The sequence below is a fragment of the Sphingomonas sp. BL-S-30 genome (assembly GCF_055521475.1).
In genome coordinates this window covers 4,733,117-4,751,668 of the sequence record NZ_CM145481.1, presented here as the reverse complement: position 1 = coordinate 4,751,668, position 18,552 = coordinate 4,733,117, and the positions used below count along the sequence as shown (strand labels likewise).

Below are 18,552 nucleotides of genomic sequence, written 5' to 3'. Positions count from 1 at the left end.
TTATTGCCCACGACCCATCCTCCTCACAAAAAAGCCGCACCCGGCCCCGGAAAGCGGGGTGGGCGGCGAGGAAGCCCGAAAAGGCCCGCGACCAGGGGCGGGGCGCACCGTAGGCAGGAACGCGAGTGGAGGACCCGGGCAGCGCCCGGGTTGCGCCCCGCCCGAGCGGGCCTAGAAGGGCGCGACGGCCATCCCGCTGACCGGGACCGGCCCAGCAGCGCCGGCGCGCCAGCGCGCCGACCGCATCAGCAAGCGCCAGCGATCGTCACCGTCAGGCCGGGACGCACCGCGGCCCGGCGGCGCGAAGCGCCGTAGAGCGCGGTCGCAGCGACGCGATGCAAAACGAACAACTGCACTCTTGCCGACACCGCAGGCGCGGCGGCGTGCGCGCGGGCCTGTGGGCCAGTCGCCGCCGCGTCCCCCGGTCCAAGGCGAGCGTGCCGCGCGGATAAAAAGGCGCGCGAACCCTGTCCGCTGCCTGCAGCGGCAGTGTGCGCACCGCAGATCCCGCGCACCTTCGGGCATCGCCTGCGAGGCGCCGGTGGGCGATCCTCGCCGCCTCCGCTATCGTTACCCCGCAAGGGGAGGACGCAATGCCAAAGCGCAATGCCGCGCAACGCACCGGCAGACGCGGCGAGAGCCATGTCGAGGACCTGATCGATTCCCATCCGCGGTGGGTGGCGCGCCGCCAGAGCGAGGACTTCGGCATCGACCTCGAGGCCGAGCTCGCGGATATGGTCGATAACGAGCAGATTCTGCTTGGCCGGATCGTCAAGATCCAGGTCAAGGCCAGGAGCCGGCTGCGCCGTGCGGACGGGCATATCCCCATATCGCTGGACCGGGAATGGATCGACTATGCCTGCGCGTTCCGCGTGCCGGTGATCCTGGTCGCCATGGAGCGCGACAGCCGGCGATGCTGGTGGATATGGATCCAGGAGTGGGCACTGGCCCATGAGGAGATGCTGGCCGGCAGCGACGCCAAGAGCCTCACCGTCCGCATCCCCATCGAGCAGCGGCTCGAGACCGGGCTCGACCATGCGCTTCCCGCGATCGCCGAGGGGCGCGCGCCCGCAGTGATGGTCCTGGCGCTGCGCAGCGTGCTCGAGGCGGCCAGCGGCTGGGAGAATCGCGCGATCGCCGAAGGCGTCGTCGACCTGCTCGGCCGTACCGATTTCCCGAGCCGCGACTGGACGATCCGCAAGATCGTCGACCAGCTCACGGCGCTCGGCCCGAATCCCGCCTTCTGGCGGGCCCAGCAATATCTGCCGATCCTGCTCGCGCTGATCGAGAAGGCGGGCGACACCCTGACCCGCAAGCAGGTCGTGCGGATCGTCCAGCGCGGCGAGGTCCATTCGCGCACCGGGATCAACGCGCTCAGCATGCTCTATGACGACTGGAGCGCGCATGCGGCATCGCTGGACCTCCCTGCCGCCTTCGCCGAGGCCGGCCTCGATGCCGCCGCCTGGTACGCCGCGATGCGCGAGCGCTTCCCGGGCAGAAAGATGTTCGGGCTGTTCCTGCTCGAGCTGCCCGATGGCGACCTGGTTCATGAAGGGGCAGTCCTCCGGATCGACGCGGAGTTGCGCGAGCATCTCATGATGAAATGGCCCAATCGCGGAGACGCGATGCTGCTCGACTGCCTGTTCTGGCCGGAGCTGGAACAGCGACAGGACGCGGGCCAAGGGTAGCCACACCGCCAGGCCACCCATCCCAGTCAGAAGGAGCATCGGAGGAAACAACCGAAACGGTGGTTTCGCCCGCTGACCGCCTTTCTGGCGGTCAAGCCCTCACGCTAGAAGATCGACACATGTCCGGACGCAAGCAGCATTTCATTCCGCAGAGCCTCCTCAAAGGCTTCGGCACCCGCGCGGCAAGTCGGTCTACGTGGTCGCCTACACACACGATCGCGGGATCTTCTCGCCCGCCACCGACGGGATTGCGGCCGAGCGTCATTTCTATTCCGAGCTTTCGGTCGATGGCGAGGCCGAGACGCTCGACGACCGGATCACCTCCTATGAGACACCCTTCGCCGGCGTGCTGGCGGAACTTCGCGGCCTGGGCAGCGGAGAGGCCGCCGATGCCGGCAAGGCGGCGGAACTCGCCACTCATCTCGCCATACGCAACGACAATTTCCGCAAGGCGATGACCGAGACGGGGACCACGATGATGCTGCACGCGGCCGGAGCAGCGTCGCAGGCCGATCGACTGCGCAGGATGTTCGGCGTGGACGGCGATGCGCCCTCGCCCTTCTTTGCCGCCAAACTGGCGGAGGCCTATCAGGAGCGCCGCGCCCTGCTCGCGCAGGTCGGCATGGACGAGGCGGCCTTCAACGCCTGGGCCTTCTCCATGCTGAAGGAGAATTTCGACGCCTATCAGCAGGAGTCCAGCACGGAATTCGTTATGCTGCTGGCCGCCCTTGTCGGGGAAATGCCGACGATCACGGCAGATGCGCAGCGCGGATCGCTGGAGAAGACGTTGGCGCCGGAGGAGCGCGTCGAGCGAATGAAAACCTATGCCTGGCGCGTGGAGCACCGGCAAGAGCCACTGATCCTGCCCGATTGCGTAACGCTCGGCTATCATGCGGACGGCAAGGCCGCCCCGCTCATGCTTACCGACCTGGACGCGCTCGAAACCATCTACCTGCCGCTCGCCACCAATCGGCTCCTCGTCGGGTATCGCGGCGAAGCCGGCGATGTCCCGGCCGATCTCAACGCCGTTTTCGCCGGATGCTCCTGGGATTTCTTCGTCGCGCGCGACCGGACACCGGAATTCGAGGCGCTGCGCGACAGTCTGCGCTCGCGCGTCGCGGGGTATCTCGATGATATCGTCGAGCAGTCTGTCGCCAGCTCCCTGCTGGAGGGCGATGGTTCAATCTGAGCGCCGAGAGGCAGAAGTGTGGCGCGGCGGAATTTACCGAATGACGCTACCGCCCTAGCAGCGCCCGCCAGCCCCCTGCTGCCATCGCCCGGGCCTCAGCGGCATGCCGGCGGACCCGCGACATGAGGAAGTCGGACCGTCCCTTCCATTCGGAGCGGACTAGGCCCTCGCCGTAGAGCGCAACGGCCATCTCGCGGTACGATGCGCCTGCCGCGATCGCATCGCCGACGCGCAGTGTCTCCAGCCGCCGCGGCAGGCCTGGCTCAGTCGGATAGAGCAATCGCGCGAAGCGGCCGGTGCGCCACAGGCCCAGCATGCGCCGCAGGGTCAGCACCGGCGCATCGACGCGGGTCAGCCCTGACAGCAGATAGTCGAGCCGGGCCGGCCCTTCCTCGACCAGGGTGCCTTCGACCACGTCGATCCGGATGCGGTGCCAGCCGTCGGACAGAGCGACATGCTCGCGGCCGCCGCCGCGCACGATCGTCGCCCAGCGCGCCAGGCGGGCGAGGTCGATCGCATCGGGATCCGAGCCTGCACTCGGCACCGCGCGGACCTGCAGCACGAAGGGGTCGAGGTCCGCATGCCACAACAGGCGCGCCTCGGGCGCCGGCCGGCCGGCATCCTCGGCGAAAGCACAGCCCGAAAGCCCGGGCATCCGCCTCCATCTCGAGATGCGGCGCCGTCCCGACCCCGACGCGCCGCAGCCGCGCGCTGATCGCCGCATAGGCGGGATCGCGGCGCAGCCATTCCCAGGCGAGCCCGGCGCGATCGATTCCCGCCAGCGCGCGGTAAGGCGCGCTGTCCCGCCAGTCGGGACGGCCGTCAGGCGCCGGCCCCATCGCCAATCCGGCGAGGCGTTGGGCTTGCAGCCGAGCGACTTAGCGAGGGTTGCTGCCATGCGAATTTGCCCAGCCTCCAGAATCGGATTAAACGCGACGCCTTATCGATCCGACCGCGGCGGCGACGGGAAAGCGCCGGGCGCGGACAGGGCAGGTGTCGGTCACGGACGCAGCAGCTTGGGGCGCGTCCTTCATCGGTATGGCGTTGCCCATGGTACTCGCGACAGCACAACAATTCGCCACTGCGGCCGAGGCCGCGGTAAATATCGCCGAGCTCGGCGCCCATGTGGACGCGATCACGCGCGAAATGGGCTTCCGCTATTTCGCGCTGGCGCATCATGTCGACATCGCGCGGACGCCGCAGCCGGCGATCCGCATCCACAACTACCCGGCCGAATGGGAGGCGTTCTTCGATGCCGAGGGGCTCGGCCGCTCGGATCCGGTGCACCGGGCCAGCCATCTGCGCAATCTCGGCTTTCCCTGGACGATGTTGCACCAGCTGATCGACCTGACCAGACGGGACCGGGAAATCATCGCGCGATCGAGGCGCGCGGGAATCGCCGACGGCTATACGGTGCCCGCGCACATCCCGGGCGAGTCGGAGGGCTCGTGCTCCTTCGCGACCGCCCATGGGAAGAGCTACCGTGTGGAATGGCTGCCGCTCGCGCAGTTCGTCGGCACCGCGGCGTTCGAGGCGGCGCGGCGCCTGTCGGGCGTGCGCCGGATCGATCTCGACCGGCCGCGGCTCAGCGATCGTCAGCGCGACTGCATCTACTGGGCGGCGCGCGGCAAGTCGGACTGGGCGATCTCGCAGATCCTCGGCATCGGACATGAGACGGCGATCCAGTACATGAAGGAGGCGCGGGGCCGGTATGGGGTCGCCAACCGGACCCAGCTCGCGATCCACGCCCTCTATGACGGGGCGCTTACCTTCACCGATGCGCTGTGGCGTTGAAACTCCCCATTTCGGGGGAATGGCCAGCGCCGGCCACCGGGCACAGCATCGGGCCTCCACGACCAGGGGAGCCCGGCCATGCTGTTCACCCACGACGACGAGAGCGCCGCCAGCGACGCGGTGATGCGCGCGATGTTCGAAGCCAGGAAGCGCGTCTTCGTCGACCTGCTCGGCTGGGATCTGCCGGTCCTCGCCGGCCGCTATGAGATCGACCAGTATGACGCCCCCCATGCGCGTTACCTGATCCTCGCCGACACCGACCAGAACCACCTGGCGTCGGCCCGGCTGCTGCCGACGACCCGGCCGCACATCCTCGGCGACCTGTTCGCCGGGCTGTGCGACGCCCCGCCACCCACCGGTCCCGCCACCTGGGAAATCACCCGTTTCTGTCTCGACCGGAACTTGCGCGCGGCCGAGCGCCGGCGCTGGCGCGACGCGCTGGTCACGGCACTCGCCCACTATGCGCTAGAGCACGGGATCACGAGCTATATCGGCGTCGCCGAGCAGGGATGGCTGGGCCAGATCCTCGCATTCGGCTGGCACGCCGAGTCACTGGGACTGCCTCGCACGATCGACGGGATGACGCTCGGGGCGCTTCGGATCGAGATCACGCCCGAGACGCCGAAGCTGCTCGCGGCCAATGGCATCCATGCTTCGGCAGAGCTCGAGCAGGAGGCAGCGTGATGGCGACGAAGCTCCAGCCCATCGCACTCGCGGCCCCCGATCCGATGCGGCAGCTGCTCGACCAGGGCTATTGCGTCCTGCCCAACGCTCTGCCGAGCACGACGATCAAGGCGCTCGACGAGGACCTTGCGCAGGCCTTCACCGAAACCCCGTTCTGCCAAGGCGGTTTCTATGGCGAGCGCACCAAGCGCTTCGGGCGGCTGCTCGCCCGCAGCCCCCATGCCGCAGAACTGGTCATGCACCCCGAGATCCTCGGTATCGCCGAGCAAGTCCTCGCCCCCGGGTGTGATTGCATCCAGCTCAACCTGACGCAGGCGATCGCGCTGCACCCCGGCGCGTTGCCGCAGCTGCCGCACCGCGACCAGGACATGTGGCGGGGACCCACCGGCACCATCGAATATCTCGTCAACGTGATGTGGGCGTTCACGCCCTATCGCGAGCTGAACGGCACCACGCTGCTCTGGCCCGACAGCCACGGCGCCAGGGCGCTCGAGCCGAACCCCGACACCGCGCCGATCGCGATCGAGCTCGATCCCGGCGACGCGCTCGTCTTCCTCGGATCGACGCTGCACGGCGCGGGCGGCAACCGCAGCTTCACTACCCGCCGCGGCGCGATCGTCAGCTACTGCCTGGGCTGGCTCAAGCCCTATGAAAACCAGTGGCTCGCGTATCCGCCCGACGTCGCGCGCCACTTCCCGCCCGAGCTCGCGGCACTAGTCGGCTACCGCCAGCACCGGCCCAACCTCGGCAACTATGAAGGCCAATGCCCGTCGATCCTGCTCCGCGACGCATCAATCCATCCGATCGGTGCGATCGACGCACTGCGCCCGGACCAGCAGGCGCTGATCGAGGCGCATGTCACCAGGCAGCGCGTCGGAGGATAAGCCATGAGCCCCGGCGCCACCTTCGAGCGGGTCTATCACGAACTCAAGCGCATGCTGGCCGAGGGCGAACTGCCTCCAGGCACCCCGATCGAGCCCGCACTGATCGGCAAGCAGATTGCCTCAAGCATAACGCCCATTCGCGACGCACTGCATCGCCTCACCGGCGAGCGGCTGGTCGAAGCGCCGAACCACAATGGGTTCCGCGTCCCGCTGCTCACAGAAGCGGCGCTCCGCGATCTCTATAACTGGAACTCGCAAATACTCCGTCTTGCCTCTCGGAGCATTGGAGCGGACGCATCGAAGATAAGTGGGCGGCAGACGGTCTCATCCGAGGGTATCGTTGCTAAGATTACGAATACATTTTCGGAGATTGCGCGAGAATCTGGCAACGGGGAGCATTTTAGTGCCATTCAACAAATTAACGATCGGCTTTCACCCTATCGTAGATTTGAAAGTGTTGTGCTCCCTGATGGCGATGAGGAACTAGCATTGCTAATTCACCAATATCGGCACGGTAACAAAAACCGTCTCGGCATATTACTTGCGCAATATCACCGCAGGAGGTCACGCGCAGCGTCGTTAATAGTCAAGGCTACTCTAGTATCGATTAGGCCTGACGGATAGCTGAAGCAATTAGGTTCTCATTCCCCGAGGGAGCTGCTATTCTGCAGATGCAATCAGCGCTACAAAATCAAGTGAAACCATTGGCTGATCGCGTTGACCGCGCTCTGCAGGGCGCCAATGATCTGCTTACCATAGATCGCACCAGTGCCGGCCACGGTGCCGACGACAATCTCGGCCGCCTTTTCCCGGCCTTTATCCTTAATTGTACCGGCAAACTTCCCGGCTTCGTCGCGAGCCGATAGAAGCATTCTCCAAATCCGCTGCAACACACCCGCGCCGCGTGCTACGGTCATGGGATCTGGCTGAATCTCGGCCATCTCGGCCCGTATGGCCGTAGCAGCACTATTGATTTCACCAGCAAGGATTTCGGGATCAGGCCCAATCGCTTCCGGGGGACGATTATGGCCGATCATGCCGAGTTGCGGCTTGATCGCTTCGATTTCTCGCTCCAGTGCGGCGATCCGCTCCAGCACCGTGAGACGCTGCGCGAGCTCTGCCTCACTACCGAATTGATGAGTCCGCTCAGGACTGGCGAGCGATGCAAGATCTACGTCTGGCGATGACGGTGTCAGCGGTGCAAGGTCGCCTGTGTGCGCCTGGTCCTTGTGGACAATGTAGGTGGCCAGACGGTCTGGACGTATCGCCACTGCCACCTCGTGGTTGCCTTTTTCTTGCGCCGCTACCCCATCTTGGCCAGCTTGGCTTAGCGTGCCTCCGCCAATCTGGATGGACGGAGATGCTCCGAGTGGTCGAGCATGGTGCGAGATATCAAACGCCGAGAAGACGCCAAAAGCGTCGCTCCACCCCAAGATCAACGTGACGCCTGCCGGCTCCGGCTTGAATTGGGAGACCTTGGTGATCTGGATGCGATATTCGTTGGGAGGGCGCTTGGCGCCGCCGCCATGGCTCATGTTCCAGATATAGGCCCGGACGATTTGCGTCACCTGCCCTTTGACCATTTCGAAACGAAAAGGGTGCTCGTTCGCCCCTGACAGCAACATAACTGTCCAACCATCACGCTCGATTGCTGCGCGAATGATGCCAAAGAGATTTGCTTTAGTCAGGCGCGCCATATTTCGTTTCCCCGGGACCACTTCGTCATTCGACGATTTAATCCAGCTTGAGCAGCCTAAGCGAAAAATTTCCTTCCTTCACTTAAAGGCGACTATCCATCATCATTCGGTGCGATGGGCTGGCTGCGCTTCTGTGCCATCACGCTCGTTGCATTCGATGCAACATGATCCAGGAGTACGCTAGGGCCCTTGTCGAGATAGCCGCGGACGATCGCGCCGTTCACCAGCAGGAACTGCAGGTGCGTCGCCTGGGTGATCTCGCGCGCATAGGCGATCGCCTCGCTCGAGAAGTCACTGGTAGTGACCACAGCAACGACATGCGCCTTGGAGTAGATCGCGAGGCCGACCTCCTTAGCCACGTCCCCAAGGCTCACCTTGCCGCTGACGCACTTGCACTGGAAGTTCCAGCGCGAGAACAGAAGGTTTTTGCCCTCTGCAGTCAGGTCCACCTCGGCATGCGCAGTGTCACGGCTGCGCAGCCTGAACGCGCGTGGCTCCAGGCCAATATCGAGGATCATCTTAAGAGCCAGGAGCTCGAGCCCCAAGCCCCGGTCATAGGTCTGGCCGCTGGCAAGCAGCCGCTTCACCTCAGCCGCTGGCAGGTCGATCTTCGCACGAAGATCGGCGGGGATCACCTGATCGAAGTCCGGAAGCACCGCGTTGATCGGGATGCCCAGAAGCTTCGCAGAGGGGATGATGGTACCGCTCTTGCCACCACGGCCGGCGCCGGAGGCAGCCGGCACCTCGATCCACCCGGCGTCAGCGAGCGGCTTGATTACCTTCGCACGGATCTGGTCCTCATCGAACCGAGCCCGATGGTCCCGAAGGCATTCATCGATGACCTGCTTGGCCGGAAGCTCAGCGCCGCCATTCGCGGTTGCGATGCGACGCAGCACCTGCAGGAAGATCTGCTGGCCCAAGGGAAGCTCCGCAAATCCCGACCGCTCCGAAGCAGAGATGCCGAGGACGGCCTTCATCACGGCCTCGTCAGGGATCGGGTTGGCGCGCCCCTCGCGGGTGAGAAGGCCGCCCTCGATCATCCAGTTGAGCAAGGTGGTATGGTCAGTCGTGGCATTGGACAGACCTTCGATTCCAATGATCTCCAGCTCACGCTTCAGGCTATCCTTGCTGAGCGTCTCACCCCGCGTGTTGAGCGAGCGAACCGCGTCGATGATCGCCATGCCGTTCCGGGTGTCCACCACGTGCCGGGCTAAGCGCTGCGCCGCGGAGACTGCATCGGGCGCAGCCAGGATCTCCTTGCCAGCATCGGTGAGCGCCAGCGGGACCCGCGTCATCAGGCCGAGACTGCCCAGCGTCGCGGGAATGTTTGTCCCAGCCCGCTTGTTGCCCGCGCTCGCGAAGAAGGCGCGATCCCATTCAGCAACCACCGCCGCCATGTCCGGTGCTAGCCGATCAAGGATCTCCAGCGGGCGCCGGACGTCACCGATGATGCCCGGCGAGAAGTCATTGAAGGACGGGAGCCGCCTCATGCGGCATCGCGAAGCGGCGTGCCGATCGCCTCCGCCACGCTACGGCCCACCGCTGCCGCCAGCATCGGGGGCACGGCGTTGCCGACCTGGCGCCATTGCTGCTCGATGGTTCCCGCGAGCTCGAAGTCGTCGGGGAAGGTCTGCAGCCGCTTGATCTCGGCGATCCTGAGGATCCGGCTGCGCCAATGAAACGGGCCCATGTTGTTCGAGCGGCGTGCCTGGATCGTCCAGGAAGGCATATTCGGGCTCAGCTTCAGCAGGAACGACCAATAGCGACCACGCCATTTGAACTGTGGGTTCGGATGACCGCGCTTCTCGGTGAAGTAGAGATAGTTGTCGCCCGGCGGCACCTGACGAAGCAGGCCATGATGCTGCCCGCCGGCGAAATGCCCTTCGTCCGAGGCATTCTCCTCGGTGTCGAGATCGGCAAGCACCTCGCCTGCCGTAACCCAGGGAAGGCGGCCATCGAGCTGGTCACGGGAATGGGTAGGCTTGGGCAGCGCAATCTTGCCGTCGAGCGATCCCACCACGAAGCAGCGCTCGCGAATCTGCGGCACGCCGAAGTCGGCCGCGTTGAGCACGTCCGTCGACACCTTGTAGCCGAGCTTCTCTGCCCGCTCGATGATCGTCTCGAGCGCGTCAGCGTGCACCTTGTACGCCAAGCCCTTCACATTCTCGAGGATAAAGGCGCGCGGACGCACCCATTCGAGCATGCGCAAATATCCATCGACCGTCTCCCAGCCATTGGGATCGTCCAGCGCGCGCGGCTTTTCCTTGCGGTAGAAACGGCTCTTGGAGAATGGCGGACACGGCGGGCCGCCCGCGACCAGGTCGATCTCGCCGATCGTGCCGCCCATCGCCTCGGCGACGTCGGCGCGCGTCCAGGCGCCGATGCGCCCCCCAAGGAACGGGACGCTCGGCATGTTGCGCCGCCAGGTCTCTGCGCAAAGCAACTCGAGATCGGAGGCAAGCGCCGTCCGAAACCCAACCTCATGGAGCCCAATATCCAGGCCGCCGCAGCCGCTGAACAAGCTGATGCTACGCATATCGGTTCCCAATCCCTAGCGATCGACGGTGGCAAGCACCGCCTCAACCATGCGCCGAGCGAGCGGCGGCGGCACCGCATTGCCCATCTGGCGCACCTTGTCCCGACGGCTGCCGACCAGGTTGTACCCCTCGGGGAAGCCCTGCAGCGCCGCCATTTCGACCGTGCGCAGCCGGCGGCTTGTCCAATGGAACGGGCCGGTCCAGGGGCCGGGCGACGCCGCAATTGTCCAGGACGGGCGATCGGGCGAGAGCTTGAGCAGGAAGTTCCAGAAGCGCGTCTCGGTTACGAAGCTAGGGTTGGGATGGCCAGCCCATGCCGTATGCGCCTTGTAGTTCCAGCCTGGTGGTACCGTGCGAAGATGCTCGGCCCACCGCCCAGTCACGAGCTCCTCGGGCTCGAAGAACTGCGGACGGTCAAAGCCCTCGAGCGCCTGACCTGCTGTCACCGCGGGCCGGCGACCAATCTCGCCTTTGAGCGTGTGGGTAGGCTCTGGCGCAACAGGCTTGCCGCGCTTGGCGCCGAGCAGGAACACGCGCTCGCGCGTCTGGGCAACCCCATGCTCGGCCGCGTTCGCAGTTACCTGGGTGACCTGGTAGCCAGCTGCCTCAGCTGCGTGGCGAAAGCCGTCGAGCACCGGGAGGTTGCGCGGATGCTTGATGCTGGGAACGTTCTCGAACACGAAACCGTCTGCGTTGGATTCGAAGATCAGCCGCCAGAACTCCTCGACCAGGGTGCGACGCGCATCAGCGCGTGCCTCGGTGGGCGCGGCCGGGCGCTCCATGGCGATGCCGGCCGCGCGAGCGCGGCGGTAGCGCGATTCCTCGCCATCCTCGACCCAATAGGCTGCCTTGGAGAACGGCTGGCAGGGCGCGCCGCCAACGACAATCAGCGGGTCACCCGGGGTGAGGCCAGCAGCCTCACGGAGATCGAGGCCGGTGATAGCTGCGACATCTGCCTCGAGCACTGCGCCATGATAAGATTCGTTGGCGCGCAGCGTCCGGCAAGCCATGGCGTCGAGCTCAACGCAAGCGCGAACCTCGCAGCCGGCATCGGTCGCGCCGATGCTTAGGCCGCCAGCGCCGGCAAATAGGTCGATGATAGGCATGCGCGCGCCGCGGCGCGGAACTGCGACAGTTGCGCCGCCGCCCGCGGCTGCGGGCAGGGCTTTCCCGTCAGGGTCAAGCAACATCGTCTAGATCCGCCGGCCGAAATCGAGGGGAAGCTGTGCCTCACGACCTTGCTCAACAAGGTGGTCGACAGCATAGCGAATGAGCCAAGCCACGCTGACCTTATGCTTGGCAGCGAGCTCCTTGAGCGCCTGCTCCTGGCCACGGGATAACGATGCCGTCACCCGGACCACCCCCTCGTCTGCAATAACCGCCACCGAGGACCTCCTGCTGCAACTTGCTGCAGACTTCTGCACGATGCACCACTATGACGCAAGGGAAGAACAGAAAGTGATCAGATAAAGCTGTGGATCCTTGCGTCAAGCGCGGCGTCATCACCGAGCTCGCATTCCCAGACGACGAGCAGGCGCGAGGCAAGCGCGCCTGCGGCCGCGTGATCCCGCGCCACGTTCCGCTCGAGCTTGGGTAGCCAATAGTCCTGCCGCGTCCGCGGCTTGGTCGCATGCCGGCATCCTGGACGATGGCGCCAGAAGCAGCCGTGCACCTAGATTACCGCGCGATGCCTTGGCAGGACAATGTCGGGCGTGCCGGGAAGGTCGCGCCGATGCAGGCGGAACCGAAAGCCGAGCGCATGGAGCCGCAGCCGAACCCGCATCTCCGGCTTGGTGTCCTTCTTGCGGATGGCCCTCATCGTTCTCGACCGAGCAGGGCTAGGTGGCTCGTACATCCTGGCTTGCTATCCCAACGTGACCCGCATGCGAACCTGATTGATGCAGCCTCGGGCTCAGCGCTCGACAGCGGTCTTGATCGGACTAGTGATATTACCGAAGCAACGGAGGATGCATGGCAACCATTGAATCGAATGATGAGACCGTCGCTGACGTGTTCAAGTCATTCTACGTCGTGCCGGACTATCAGCGGGAGTATGTCTGGGAGGAGTCCCAGGTCGATCAGCTGCTGCGCGACATCAGGACCGAGCAGCTTGAGGGCGGCGACGCGGAATATTTCATCGGATCGATCGTCGTCTGTCCGCGACGAGATGGCGCCTTTGACTTGATCGATGGCCAGCAGCGCACCACCACCCTATTCGTCACGCTATGCGCCATCCGCGACCGGCTGACGACGCTTGGCGAGACCCAGACCGCAAGCATATCGAAGCTGATCGCGGACACCGCGGCCGACGCGGAGGGCAATGACGTCTTCCGCGCGCGGCTCGACCCGCAATATGCCGACGCGGGCGATGTCTTCCAGAAGCTGCAGGACGGCGAGGTGCCGCCGGTAGCGGGCACACGCTCGATGCGAAACGTCGCGATCGCCTATGCATGTGCGCTGCGGTTTCTCGAGGAGGAGCTAGGGGCAGACCCTCAGGCCGTTCGCAAGTTCTATGGCTACCTTGTCGGCAAGGTTAAGCTGATACGGATCCGCACCGACAGCTTGGCCCGGGCGCTCAAGATATTCGAGACGATCAACGATCGCGGCGTCGGCCTCGACGCGATGGATCTGCTCAAGAACCTCCTCTTCATCCGGGCGGCGCCGGCCGAGTTCGAGAAGCTCAAGGATCGTTGGAAAGCGCTGACCGATGCGCTCTACGATGCGGGCGAGAAGCCGCTCCGGTTCCTGCGCTACTATATCTTTGCCACCTTTGGCGTGACCAAGCTGCGCGAGGACGAGCTCTATGCGTGGCTGAGCGCCAATGACGCTAAGGTTGGCTATGGCAAGGATCCGCTCGGCTTTGTCGATCGGCTGGCCGACGCGCTGGCGAGCTACCTCCATTTCCTCGACGGACTCGGCGCGGACGGCAAGCCGCATCCGCGGGTCCAGGCGATCTCGCTGCTCGCTGGGCGAGCGACCCGCCAACATCTCATCCTGCTGCTAGCTGCCCGCAAACTTCCCGCGGACATCTTCGACGCGCTGTGCCGCGACGTGGAGTCCCTGCTGGTGACCTATCTTGTAACCCGAACCACCAGCCGCGAGTTCGAGGCGCTCTTCCCGGAATGGGCAGTGTGGGTCGCGGCGGTCGCCAGCTTGGAGGAATATCGAGCCTTCGCTTCGGCGACGCTGGTCGCGCGGCGGCACGACCTGGCAGCGCGCTTCCATCGTGAGATGGCGTCCCTCAATGGCGCGAGCCTCAGGCAGTACCAGCTGCGCTATGTGCTCGCGAAGCTGACCCAGCATGTCGACCTCCTCGCCTACGGTGCGGAGAGCGAGGGGTGCCGCTGGCTGTCGCGCTACACGGATGGCTCGAACATCCATATCGAGCACATCCTTCCCCAGACTCCCGATGATCCCGTTCGCGTGGAATTTGGTGAGGGGGCGGACGATTATGATCTCCTCTGGAGCATCGGCAATCTTGCGCTGGCTGAGCGCTCGATCAACAGCTGGCTGGGACGGCGGCCTTTCTCGGAGAAGCGCCCGGTCTACCCCAAGTCGCAGCTGCTGCTGACCCGCGCCATCGCCGAGCAGCCCGGGATCGGAAATACTGCGATCGATCGGGCGGTGGCCGCTATGAAGCCGTTTGAGACCTGGAGCCGTGGCGATGTCATACAGCGGTCGCGGTGGCTGGCCGATCTTGCGATGGAGGTCTGGGACCTGCCCATGCCACCGGCTGCATCGGCGGCTTGAGATCGAGCTAGCCGTCCAGTTCCAGCTGTCCAAGCAGCTCAGCCAGCTTCTCGGGCGTCTCAAGCAGCTTATGGCCGTCCCCCTCGACATGCGCGTGCAGCGCGCGCAGCTTTGAGGCATCGGCAGCCGCCATCGCAGCTGTTCCGTGCGCTAGCCCGAGCGATCGTCGCAGCGCTCCCTCCTTGCGAGCGAGGACCATCCCTTCGGTTCCGTCGATGATCACCGCATGAGCTCGCTCATAGAACCAGTAGGTGAGCCCGCCTCGGCCGCCGAGATGGGCGCAGATGAAGCGGCGCGGCCACGCATCGACATCAGCCGCGCCCCACTCGCTGAATATGTCGCTGACGCTCCATCGCTTGATCGCGCTGCGCTCTTGGCGGGACAGGAGCCGCTCCGGGCGCGCATTGTCCTCCGCAATCAGCGCTTTGGCGGTGTCGTCGCGATGATTGATCGTCGATGTGCCTCTGCTGAGGACAAAGCCCACGCCGCGGAAGCGCGCTGGGTCGGCAATCATAGCGTCGAGCAGCGAGAGCGGGTTCCTTGCACGAGTCACCCCAGCCGGGGGCTTCGGTGGGCGCCAGCTGCTCTGGGCAAGCGCGATAGCATTGTCATCGACCTGCCTTGACCTGCGCCAAAGCTGCTCGAACCAGCGCTCGCCTTCGGCGAAGGCTGAGCTCCCAGAGGCGTGAAGCGTGCCTGCCTCGTGCAGCGATGCAGGCTTATCGAAGCCGACTCCTCCGCCCGAAGCGTTGGCGGAGCAAGCGACCATCCCGAGATCCGATAGATAGACCTTGGCGTGGAGCCCATCGACGCACCGCAACTTGCGATTGCCTGGCGCGCCTAGGTCGATGAGTGCCTGCGGGTTGGTACCGCCGAGCGAGACATCACAGATGATGCGAGCATCGCTTGGCAGCCCTGCCGTGCTGACCAGGCTTTCGGATCCCTTGCCCCAGAAGGCCACCGCGCACCGAGCTTGCCGGCCGCCTGAGACGCGCCGGATCGCGGCGCTGAGCTTCGCGCCGCTCAGGAAGCAGGGCTCACCTGAATCCACAGCTGCCTTCCTTGCCATGCTGGTCCTCGCGCCGCCCGCGTGCCGTCGGCGGCAAGGGGCCATCATGCGCCTCAAGGAAGCTTTACTTACCGAAGTCAAGAACTTGGTGCCTGCGTATTCGCTGATTCTTTGGTTGCACCAGTGGAGAACTTGCCCGACGATGGTTCTTGAGGGGAGGGCAGGCTTGAGCAGCACGCGCGCAGCGGCGCTAGATCGCTACCGGCGGTGGAATGGCGCAATCTACACGACGCTGTTTGGCGAGCCGCGCCCCCAGGCGCCTGCTTATCTCTATCTCGAGCCCGAGCTTCTGGCACAGGCGGCGGTTTCCGCGGAGGTGCCGCTGGAGGATGCGCGGTCCGAGTTGATCGGCGCAGTTCGCGGTGCGCTTGGCTGGGACCGGGTGGACAACCCGTTCCTCTGGCACCTCAGCGAGGCTGAGGCCTGGGCAGATGAGGGCATGCGGGACGCGCCGCCCTTTCTTGCTCTGCTCGCAGTGCTTGTGCTCGGTGCCGAGGCGATGGTCAGCGATGCCGAGCACGCGGCCCATAACTATTATGACCGGCTCCTTGGGCTGCTGGAGGCTGATGATTCGCTTGGAGCCCGCATTCGCCGCGGGTTCAAGGACACGGTTGAGCTCTGGCTGCTGCTCAATGACTGGCTTGCCCAATGGGATGGCGAGCTTGGCCTGCCCTCAGCCCAGATCACCGACCGCCGCGTCAATATCGGCTACCCGATCTCCCAGGCGCTGGTCAGCGCCCAGGATCGCAAGCGCCTAGCGGGCGCCTTTGAGGACTATGGCCTAAGGCCCGGGCGCCGCATGGCGCCGCTGGAGATGGAGCAATATCTGTCCCACTGGCTAGGCCATGCGAGCGCTCCCGCCAGGCTGCGGCGCGTGTGGGGCAATGAGGAGGCGCGCCGTCGCGTGGTTCAGATCGCGTGCGCCGAACTTGAGGCATGGGCCGGGCCAGCCGCCGAGGAAAGCTCGGATCGCAGCACCGCGGGCCGGGTTCCGCTGCTCTGGCGTGCCGACCTGAGCGGTGGGCTGCTGCCAGCAATAGACCTCTATCTCGCGTGCCAAGCCGACCCCGCTCGCGTCGAGGGACGCTACCAGATCGCCGCCTCAACCGACGCGACAGGCCGCGCCGGGCTTGCCGCATGCGAGCCATCGCTGTCGGTACGCCCGATCCCCGGAACCGAGCTCTGCGGGCTCGAGCCTTGGGCCGAACTGTCGCTTGGCGCCTTGCTCGCTGGCGCATTCACCCTCACGCGGCGCGAGATGCCCGCTGCGACCTTGGCGCGCTCCTCCAACCCCATCCTGGTCCTGGCGCATGACGATCGCGATAGCCTTTGGCACGAGGTCAGCCGGGCGCAGCTGCTCGAGCGATGCATCGTACTTGCGCATGCTGATGTGCTGACAAAGGTCGAGGCCCATCTGGGGCGCTATGCGCGCGCAGGATATAGGCAGCTGGATCACAGCCAGCTTGCTGGGCTGCCGTCTGGCTGGCGGGCGTTTCTAGATGTGGTGCTTTCCGATGCGCCCGAGGATGAGGCGGCGGGGGTCCTGGCGATACTTTCGCCGCTGCGCGCTGACGTGATCTCGATGGAAGGCGGCGTGCGCCTCGGCAGGCAGACCTGGCATGCCGACGCGCCGCCAGTAGTTGTAGCAACGCTCGCTGCCGAGAAGCGCCTGCAGCTAGCCGTCGAGCGCCGGCGCGCGCTTGATCTGGGCGGCCATGAGCAGCTGGCGCTCGGGGAGGATATCGGGCGCGCGTCTCGCTCCCTCGCTGGCACGGGCCTGCTCAGCGGCGACTATCTGGTGGGCTTGAGCGTATTGTCCAAGGATGGCGTGCGGCTGCTCGACCAGGTGCCCGTGCGGCTCCGGACCGCAAGCTTCCCCCGCCCCGCGAGGCTCAGTTCCCCTGACGCGGCCATCCATGTGCTCGAAGATGCGCAGGGTATCGTGTCGGCCTATCATGCGGAGGATGCCGGGCCTGCCGTGACCGGGGGGCTGCTCTTGGATGTGGATGACCCCGGCCATGCCGATGTCGCGCTGCGGCTGCCCGGGTCGATCCCGCCCGCCGAGCCGCTTGCCGAGAGCGCCAGCTCGCCGCCGCGACCGGACGAACGCACCTATGCCATGCCGTGCGCGGTGCTTGGCCACCACTATTGGATTGTCGACGCAGCCGAGCCGGGCGAGGATTGGCGGACGCTCAAGCATATGCGCTGCCGGGAGTGCCAGCGCGAGGAATGGACTCGCAACCGCGGGCGCCGGCCCCGCACCACGCCGCGTGGCCAGCGGCCGCGCCATGGCATCCGGGCCCCAGAGTCGCCACGGGCGCGATTGCCTGCGCTTGAGGCCTCGGCGGGGCAGAGGCCGGCATTGGATCTCATGCTCGACGCGATGAGCTATATGGGATCCGGAAGCTGGGCGGCGCTGCGCGAGATGGCGCAAGCGCTTCAGCCGAACCAGCCTTGGTTCGCCGCGGAGGCGGCACGTGCCTTCTCGGCGCTCGGGCACATTGATGTCGTCCTTGACCCCAGGACCCAGCGGCCTGCTAGCTGGCATATGGCACCCGCGACCTTGGTTGAGACCAGCGATGGCAGCTGGGTGCTAGCCGGAGCACGGTCCGATCGGCTTCTGGACGCCATGCTCGGCGCCAGCAGCGTCCGAACAGCGCGTCAGGGCGATGGCGAAGGTCTCACCGTGATCCGGGCCTGGCCTGCCGATGAGGATGCGCTGCTCGAGCTAGCTGCCCAGTTGGAGGCAAGCGGCGTGCTGATCGGCCTGAGCGAGCGCTTCTCCGAGCGCCTTGCCCGGCATCTCCCGCCGCTCGCGGGATTGCTTCGCAGCGGTGAGTCCTTCAGGCTGGGCAGCGCAGAGGTCGAGCGGCTTGACCTTCCGTCGCGACAGTGGGCAAGCGCAAGCGCAAGCGAGGAGCGCGCGCCGGGCGCCTACCGAACCCACCTCCATGGCAGGCTGCACGGCGTGATCGCTGGGGAGAATGCACCCGGCATCATGCGGGTGACCGACATGCTGAGCTCCAAGCACCTAGCCGCAGCGCAGGCTAGCGCTCCGTTGGTCGCCTATGATCGTGAGACGCAGCTGCTGACCGTCCCGATCGGGGCTGAGTTGCCGGGGCTGATCGACCGTGCAGCGACGCTCTGCTCCGGCGCGCCAGCCTTCATCCGGCGCGACACCTGGCTCGTCCATTATCCGTCCGTCCCCTCCTCGGTCGCTGGCCAGATCCAGCGCTGCCTTGGCCTCTAGCCTCAAGGAT

At 65.6% G+C, this 18,552-nt stretch carries 16 protein-coding genes and 1 pseudogene; 8 read left to right on the top strand and 9 right to left on the bottom strand.

The genetic code is table 11. The features are described from left to right. Nucleotides 1–593 precede the first annotated feature (593 nt). Both ACZ1I5_RS22330 and ACZ1I5_RS22325 read left to right on the top strand, forming a co-directional pair. Complete coding sequence (locus tag ACZ1I5_RS22330) at nucleotides 594–1,688, top strand: DUF4365 domain-containing protein (RefSeq protein WP_465171420.1); 1,095 nt, start codon at nucleotides 594–596, stop codon at nucleotides 1,686–1,688. A gap of 196 nt (nucleotides 1,689–1,884) precedes the next feature. After that, nucleotides 1,885–2,877 (top strand): hypothetical protein, encoded by a 993-nt coding sequence (locus ACZ1I5_RS22325; RefSeq protein WP_465171419.1) that lies wholly within the window; start codon nucleotides 1,885–1,887, stop codon nucleotides 2,875–2,877. Between the two features lie 46 nt (nucleotides 2,878–2,923). Here the strand turns inward: ACZ1I5_RS22325 and ACZ1I5_RS22320 are convergent, their stop codons facing one another. Both ACZ1I5_RS22320 and ACZ1I5_RS22315 read right to left on the bottom strand, forming a co-directional pair. After that, nucleotides 2,924–3,532 (bottom strand): DNA -binding domain-containing protein, encoded by a 609-nt coding sequence (locus tag ACZ1I5_RS22320; protein WP_465171418.1) that lies wholly within the window; start codon nucleotides 3,530–3,532, stop codon nucleotides 2,924–2,926. 31 nt (nucleotides 3,533–3,563) lie between these two features. Next, nucleotides 3,564–3,716: pseudogene (locus ACZ1I5_RS22315) on the bottom strand (transcriptional regulator domain-containing protein); the annotation flags it as partial. Between the two features lie 211 nt (nucleotides 3,717–3,927). Between ACZ1I5_RS22315 and ACZ1I5_RS22310 the strand changes: the two are divergent. The 4 genes from ACZ1I5_RS22310 to ACZ1I5_RS22295 all read left to right on the top strand — a co-directional run bounded on the left by ACZ1I5_RS22310 (nucleotide 3,928) and on the right by ACZ1I5_RS22295 (nucleotide 6,863). Then, on the top strand, nucleotides 3,928–4,671 hold the full coding sequence (locus tag ACZ1I5_RS22310) for a LuxR family transcriptional regulator (RefSeq protein ID WP_465171417.1): 744 nt from the start codon (nucleotides 3,928–3,930) through the stop codon (nucleotides 4,669–4,671). A gap of 78 nt (nucleotides 4,672–4,749) precedes the next feature. After that, the gene (locus tag ACZ1I5_RS22305; RefSeq protein ID WP_465171416.1) at nucleotides 4,750–5,355 is read left to right on the top strand and encodes an acyl-homoserine-lactone synthase; all 606 of its coding nucleotides are present in this window, start codon (nucleotides 4,750–4,752) and stop codon (nucleotides 5,353–5,355) included. Next, a complete protein-coding gene (locus ACZ1I5_RS22300) occupies nucleotides 5,355–6,239 on the top strand; it encodes a phytanoyl-CoA dioxygenase family protein (RefSeq protein WP_465171415.1) in 885 nt (294 codons plus the stop codon). The genes ACZ1I5_RS22305 and ACZ1I5_RS22300 overlap by 1 nt, the downstream gene beginning before the upstream one ends. Before the next feature lie 3 nt (nucleotides 6,240–6,242). Beyond that, nucleotides 6,243–6,863: a GntR family transcriptional regulator gene (locus ACZ1I5_RS22295; protein WP_465171414.1), complete on the top strand. Its 621-nt coding sequence runs from the start codon at nucleotides 6,243–6,245 to the stop codon at nucleotides 6,861–6,863. A gap of 59 nt (nucleotides 6,864–6,922) precedes the next feature. Here the strand turns inward: ACZ1I5_RS22295 and ACZ1I5_RS22290 are convergent, their stop codons facing one another. The 6 genes from ACZ1I5_RS22290 to ACZ1I5_RS22265 all read right to left on the bottom strand — a co-directional run bounded on the left by ACZ1I5_RS22290 (nucleotide 6,923) and on the right by ACZ1I5_RS22265 (nucleotide 12,328). Further along, nucleotides 6,923–7,936: a hypothetical protein gene (locus tag ACZ1I5_RS22290; protein WP_465171413.1), complete on the bottom strand. Its 1,014-nt coding sequence runs from the start codon at nucleotides 7,934–7,936 to the stop codon at nucleotides 6,923–6,925. A 92-nt stretch (nucleotides 7,937–8,028) separates the two neighbouring features. Next, a complete protein-coding gene (locus ACZ1I5_RS22285) occupies nucleotides 8,029–9,426 on the bottom strand; it encodes a restriction endonuclease (RefSeq protein WP_465171412.1) in 1,398 nt (465 codons plus the stop codon). Then, entirely contained in the window at nucleotides 9,423–10,472 is a 1,050-nt protein-coding gene (locus ACZ1I5_RS22280) for a DNA cytosine methyltransferase (protein ID WP_465171411.1), read from the bottom strand. Before ACZ1I5_RS22280 ends, ACZ1I5_RS22285 begins: the two co-directional genes overlap by 4 nt. Nucleotides 10,473–10,487: 15 nt before the next feature. Continuing rightward, entirely contained in the window at nucleotides 10,488–11,579 is a 1,092-nt protein-coding gene (locus ACZ1I5_RS22275; RefSeq protein ID WP_465171410.1) for a DNA cytosine methyltransferase, read from the bottom strand. Nucleotides 11,580–11,666: 87 nt separating this feature from the next. Beyond that, nucleotides 11,667–11,858, bottom strand: a complete 192-nt coding sequence (locus ACZ1I5_RS22270; protein ID WP_465171409.1) for a ribbon-helix-helix protein, CopG family — start codon at nucleotides 11,856–11,858, stop codon at nucleotides 11,667–11,669. Between the two features lie 287 nt (nucleotides 11,859–12,145). Further along, nucleotides 12,146–12,328 (bottom strand): hypothetical protein, encoded by a 183-nt coding sequence (locus tag ACZ1I5_RS22265; RefSeq protein WP_465171408.1) that lies wholly within the window; start codon nucleotides 12,326–12,328, stop codon nucleotides 12,146–12,148. A gap of 116 nt (nucleotides 12,329–12,444) precedes the next feature. Here ACZ1I5_RS22265 and ACZ1I5_RS22260 point away from each other — a divergent pair, with 116 nt between their 5' ends. Then, entirely contained in the window at nucleotides 12,445–14,223 is a 1,779-nt protein-coding gene (locus ACZ1I5_RS22260) for a DUF262 domain-containing protein (RefSeq protein WP_465171407.1), read from the top strand. A gap of 7 nt (nucleotides 14,224–14,230) precedes the next feature. Here the strand turns inward: ACZ1I5_RS22260 and ACZ1I5_RS22255 are convergent, their stop codons facing one another. Continuing rightward, complete coding sequence (locus ACZ1I5_RS22255; RefSeq protein ID WP_465171406.1) at nucleotides 14,231–15,292, bottom strand: phospholipase D-like domain-containing protein; 1,062 nt, start codon at nucleotides 15,290–15,292, stop codon at nucleotides 14,231–14,233. A 46-nt stretch (nucleotides 15,293–15,338) separates the two neighbouring features. Between ACZ1I5_RS22255 and ACZ1I5_RS22250 the strand changes: the two genes are divergently transcribed. After that, a complete protein-coding gene (locus ACZ1I5_RS22250) occupies nucleotides 15,339–18,542 on the top strand; it encodes a hypothetical protein (RefSeq protein ID WP_465171405.1) in 3,204 nt (1,067 codons plus the stop codon). Nucleotides 18,543–18,552 lie beyond the last annotated feature (10 nt).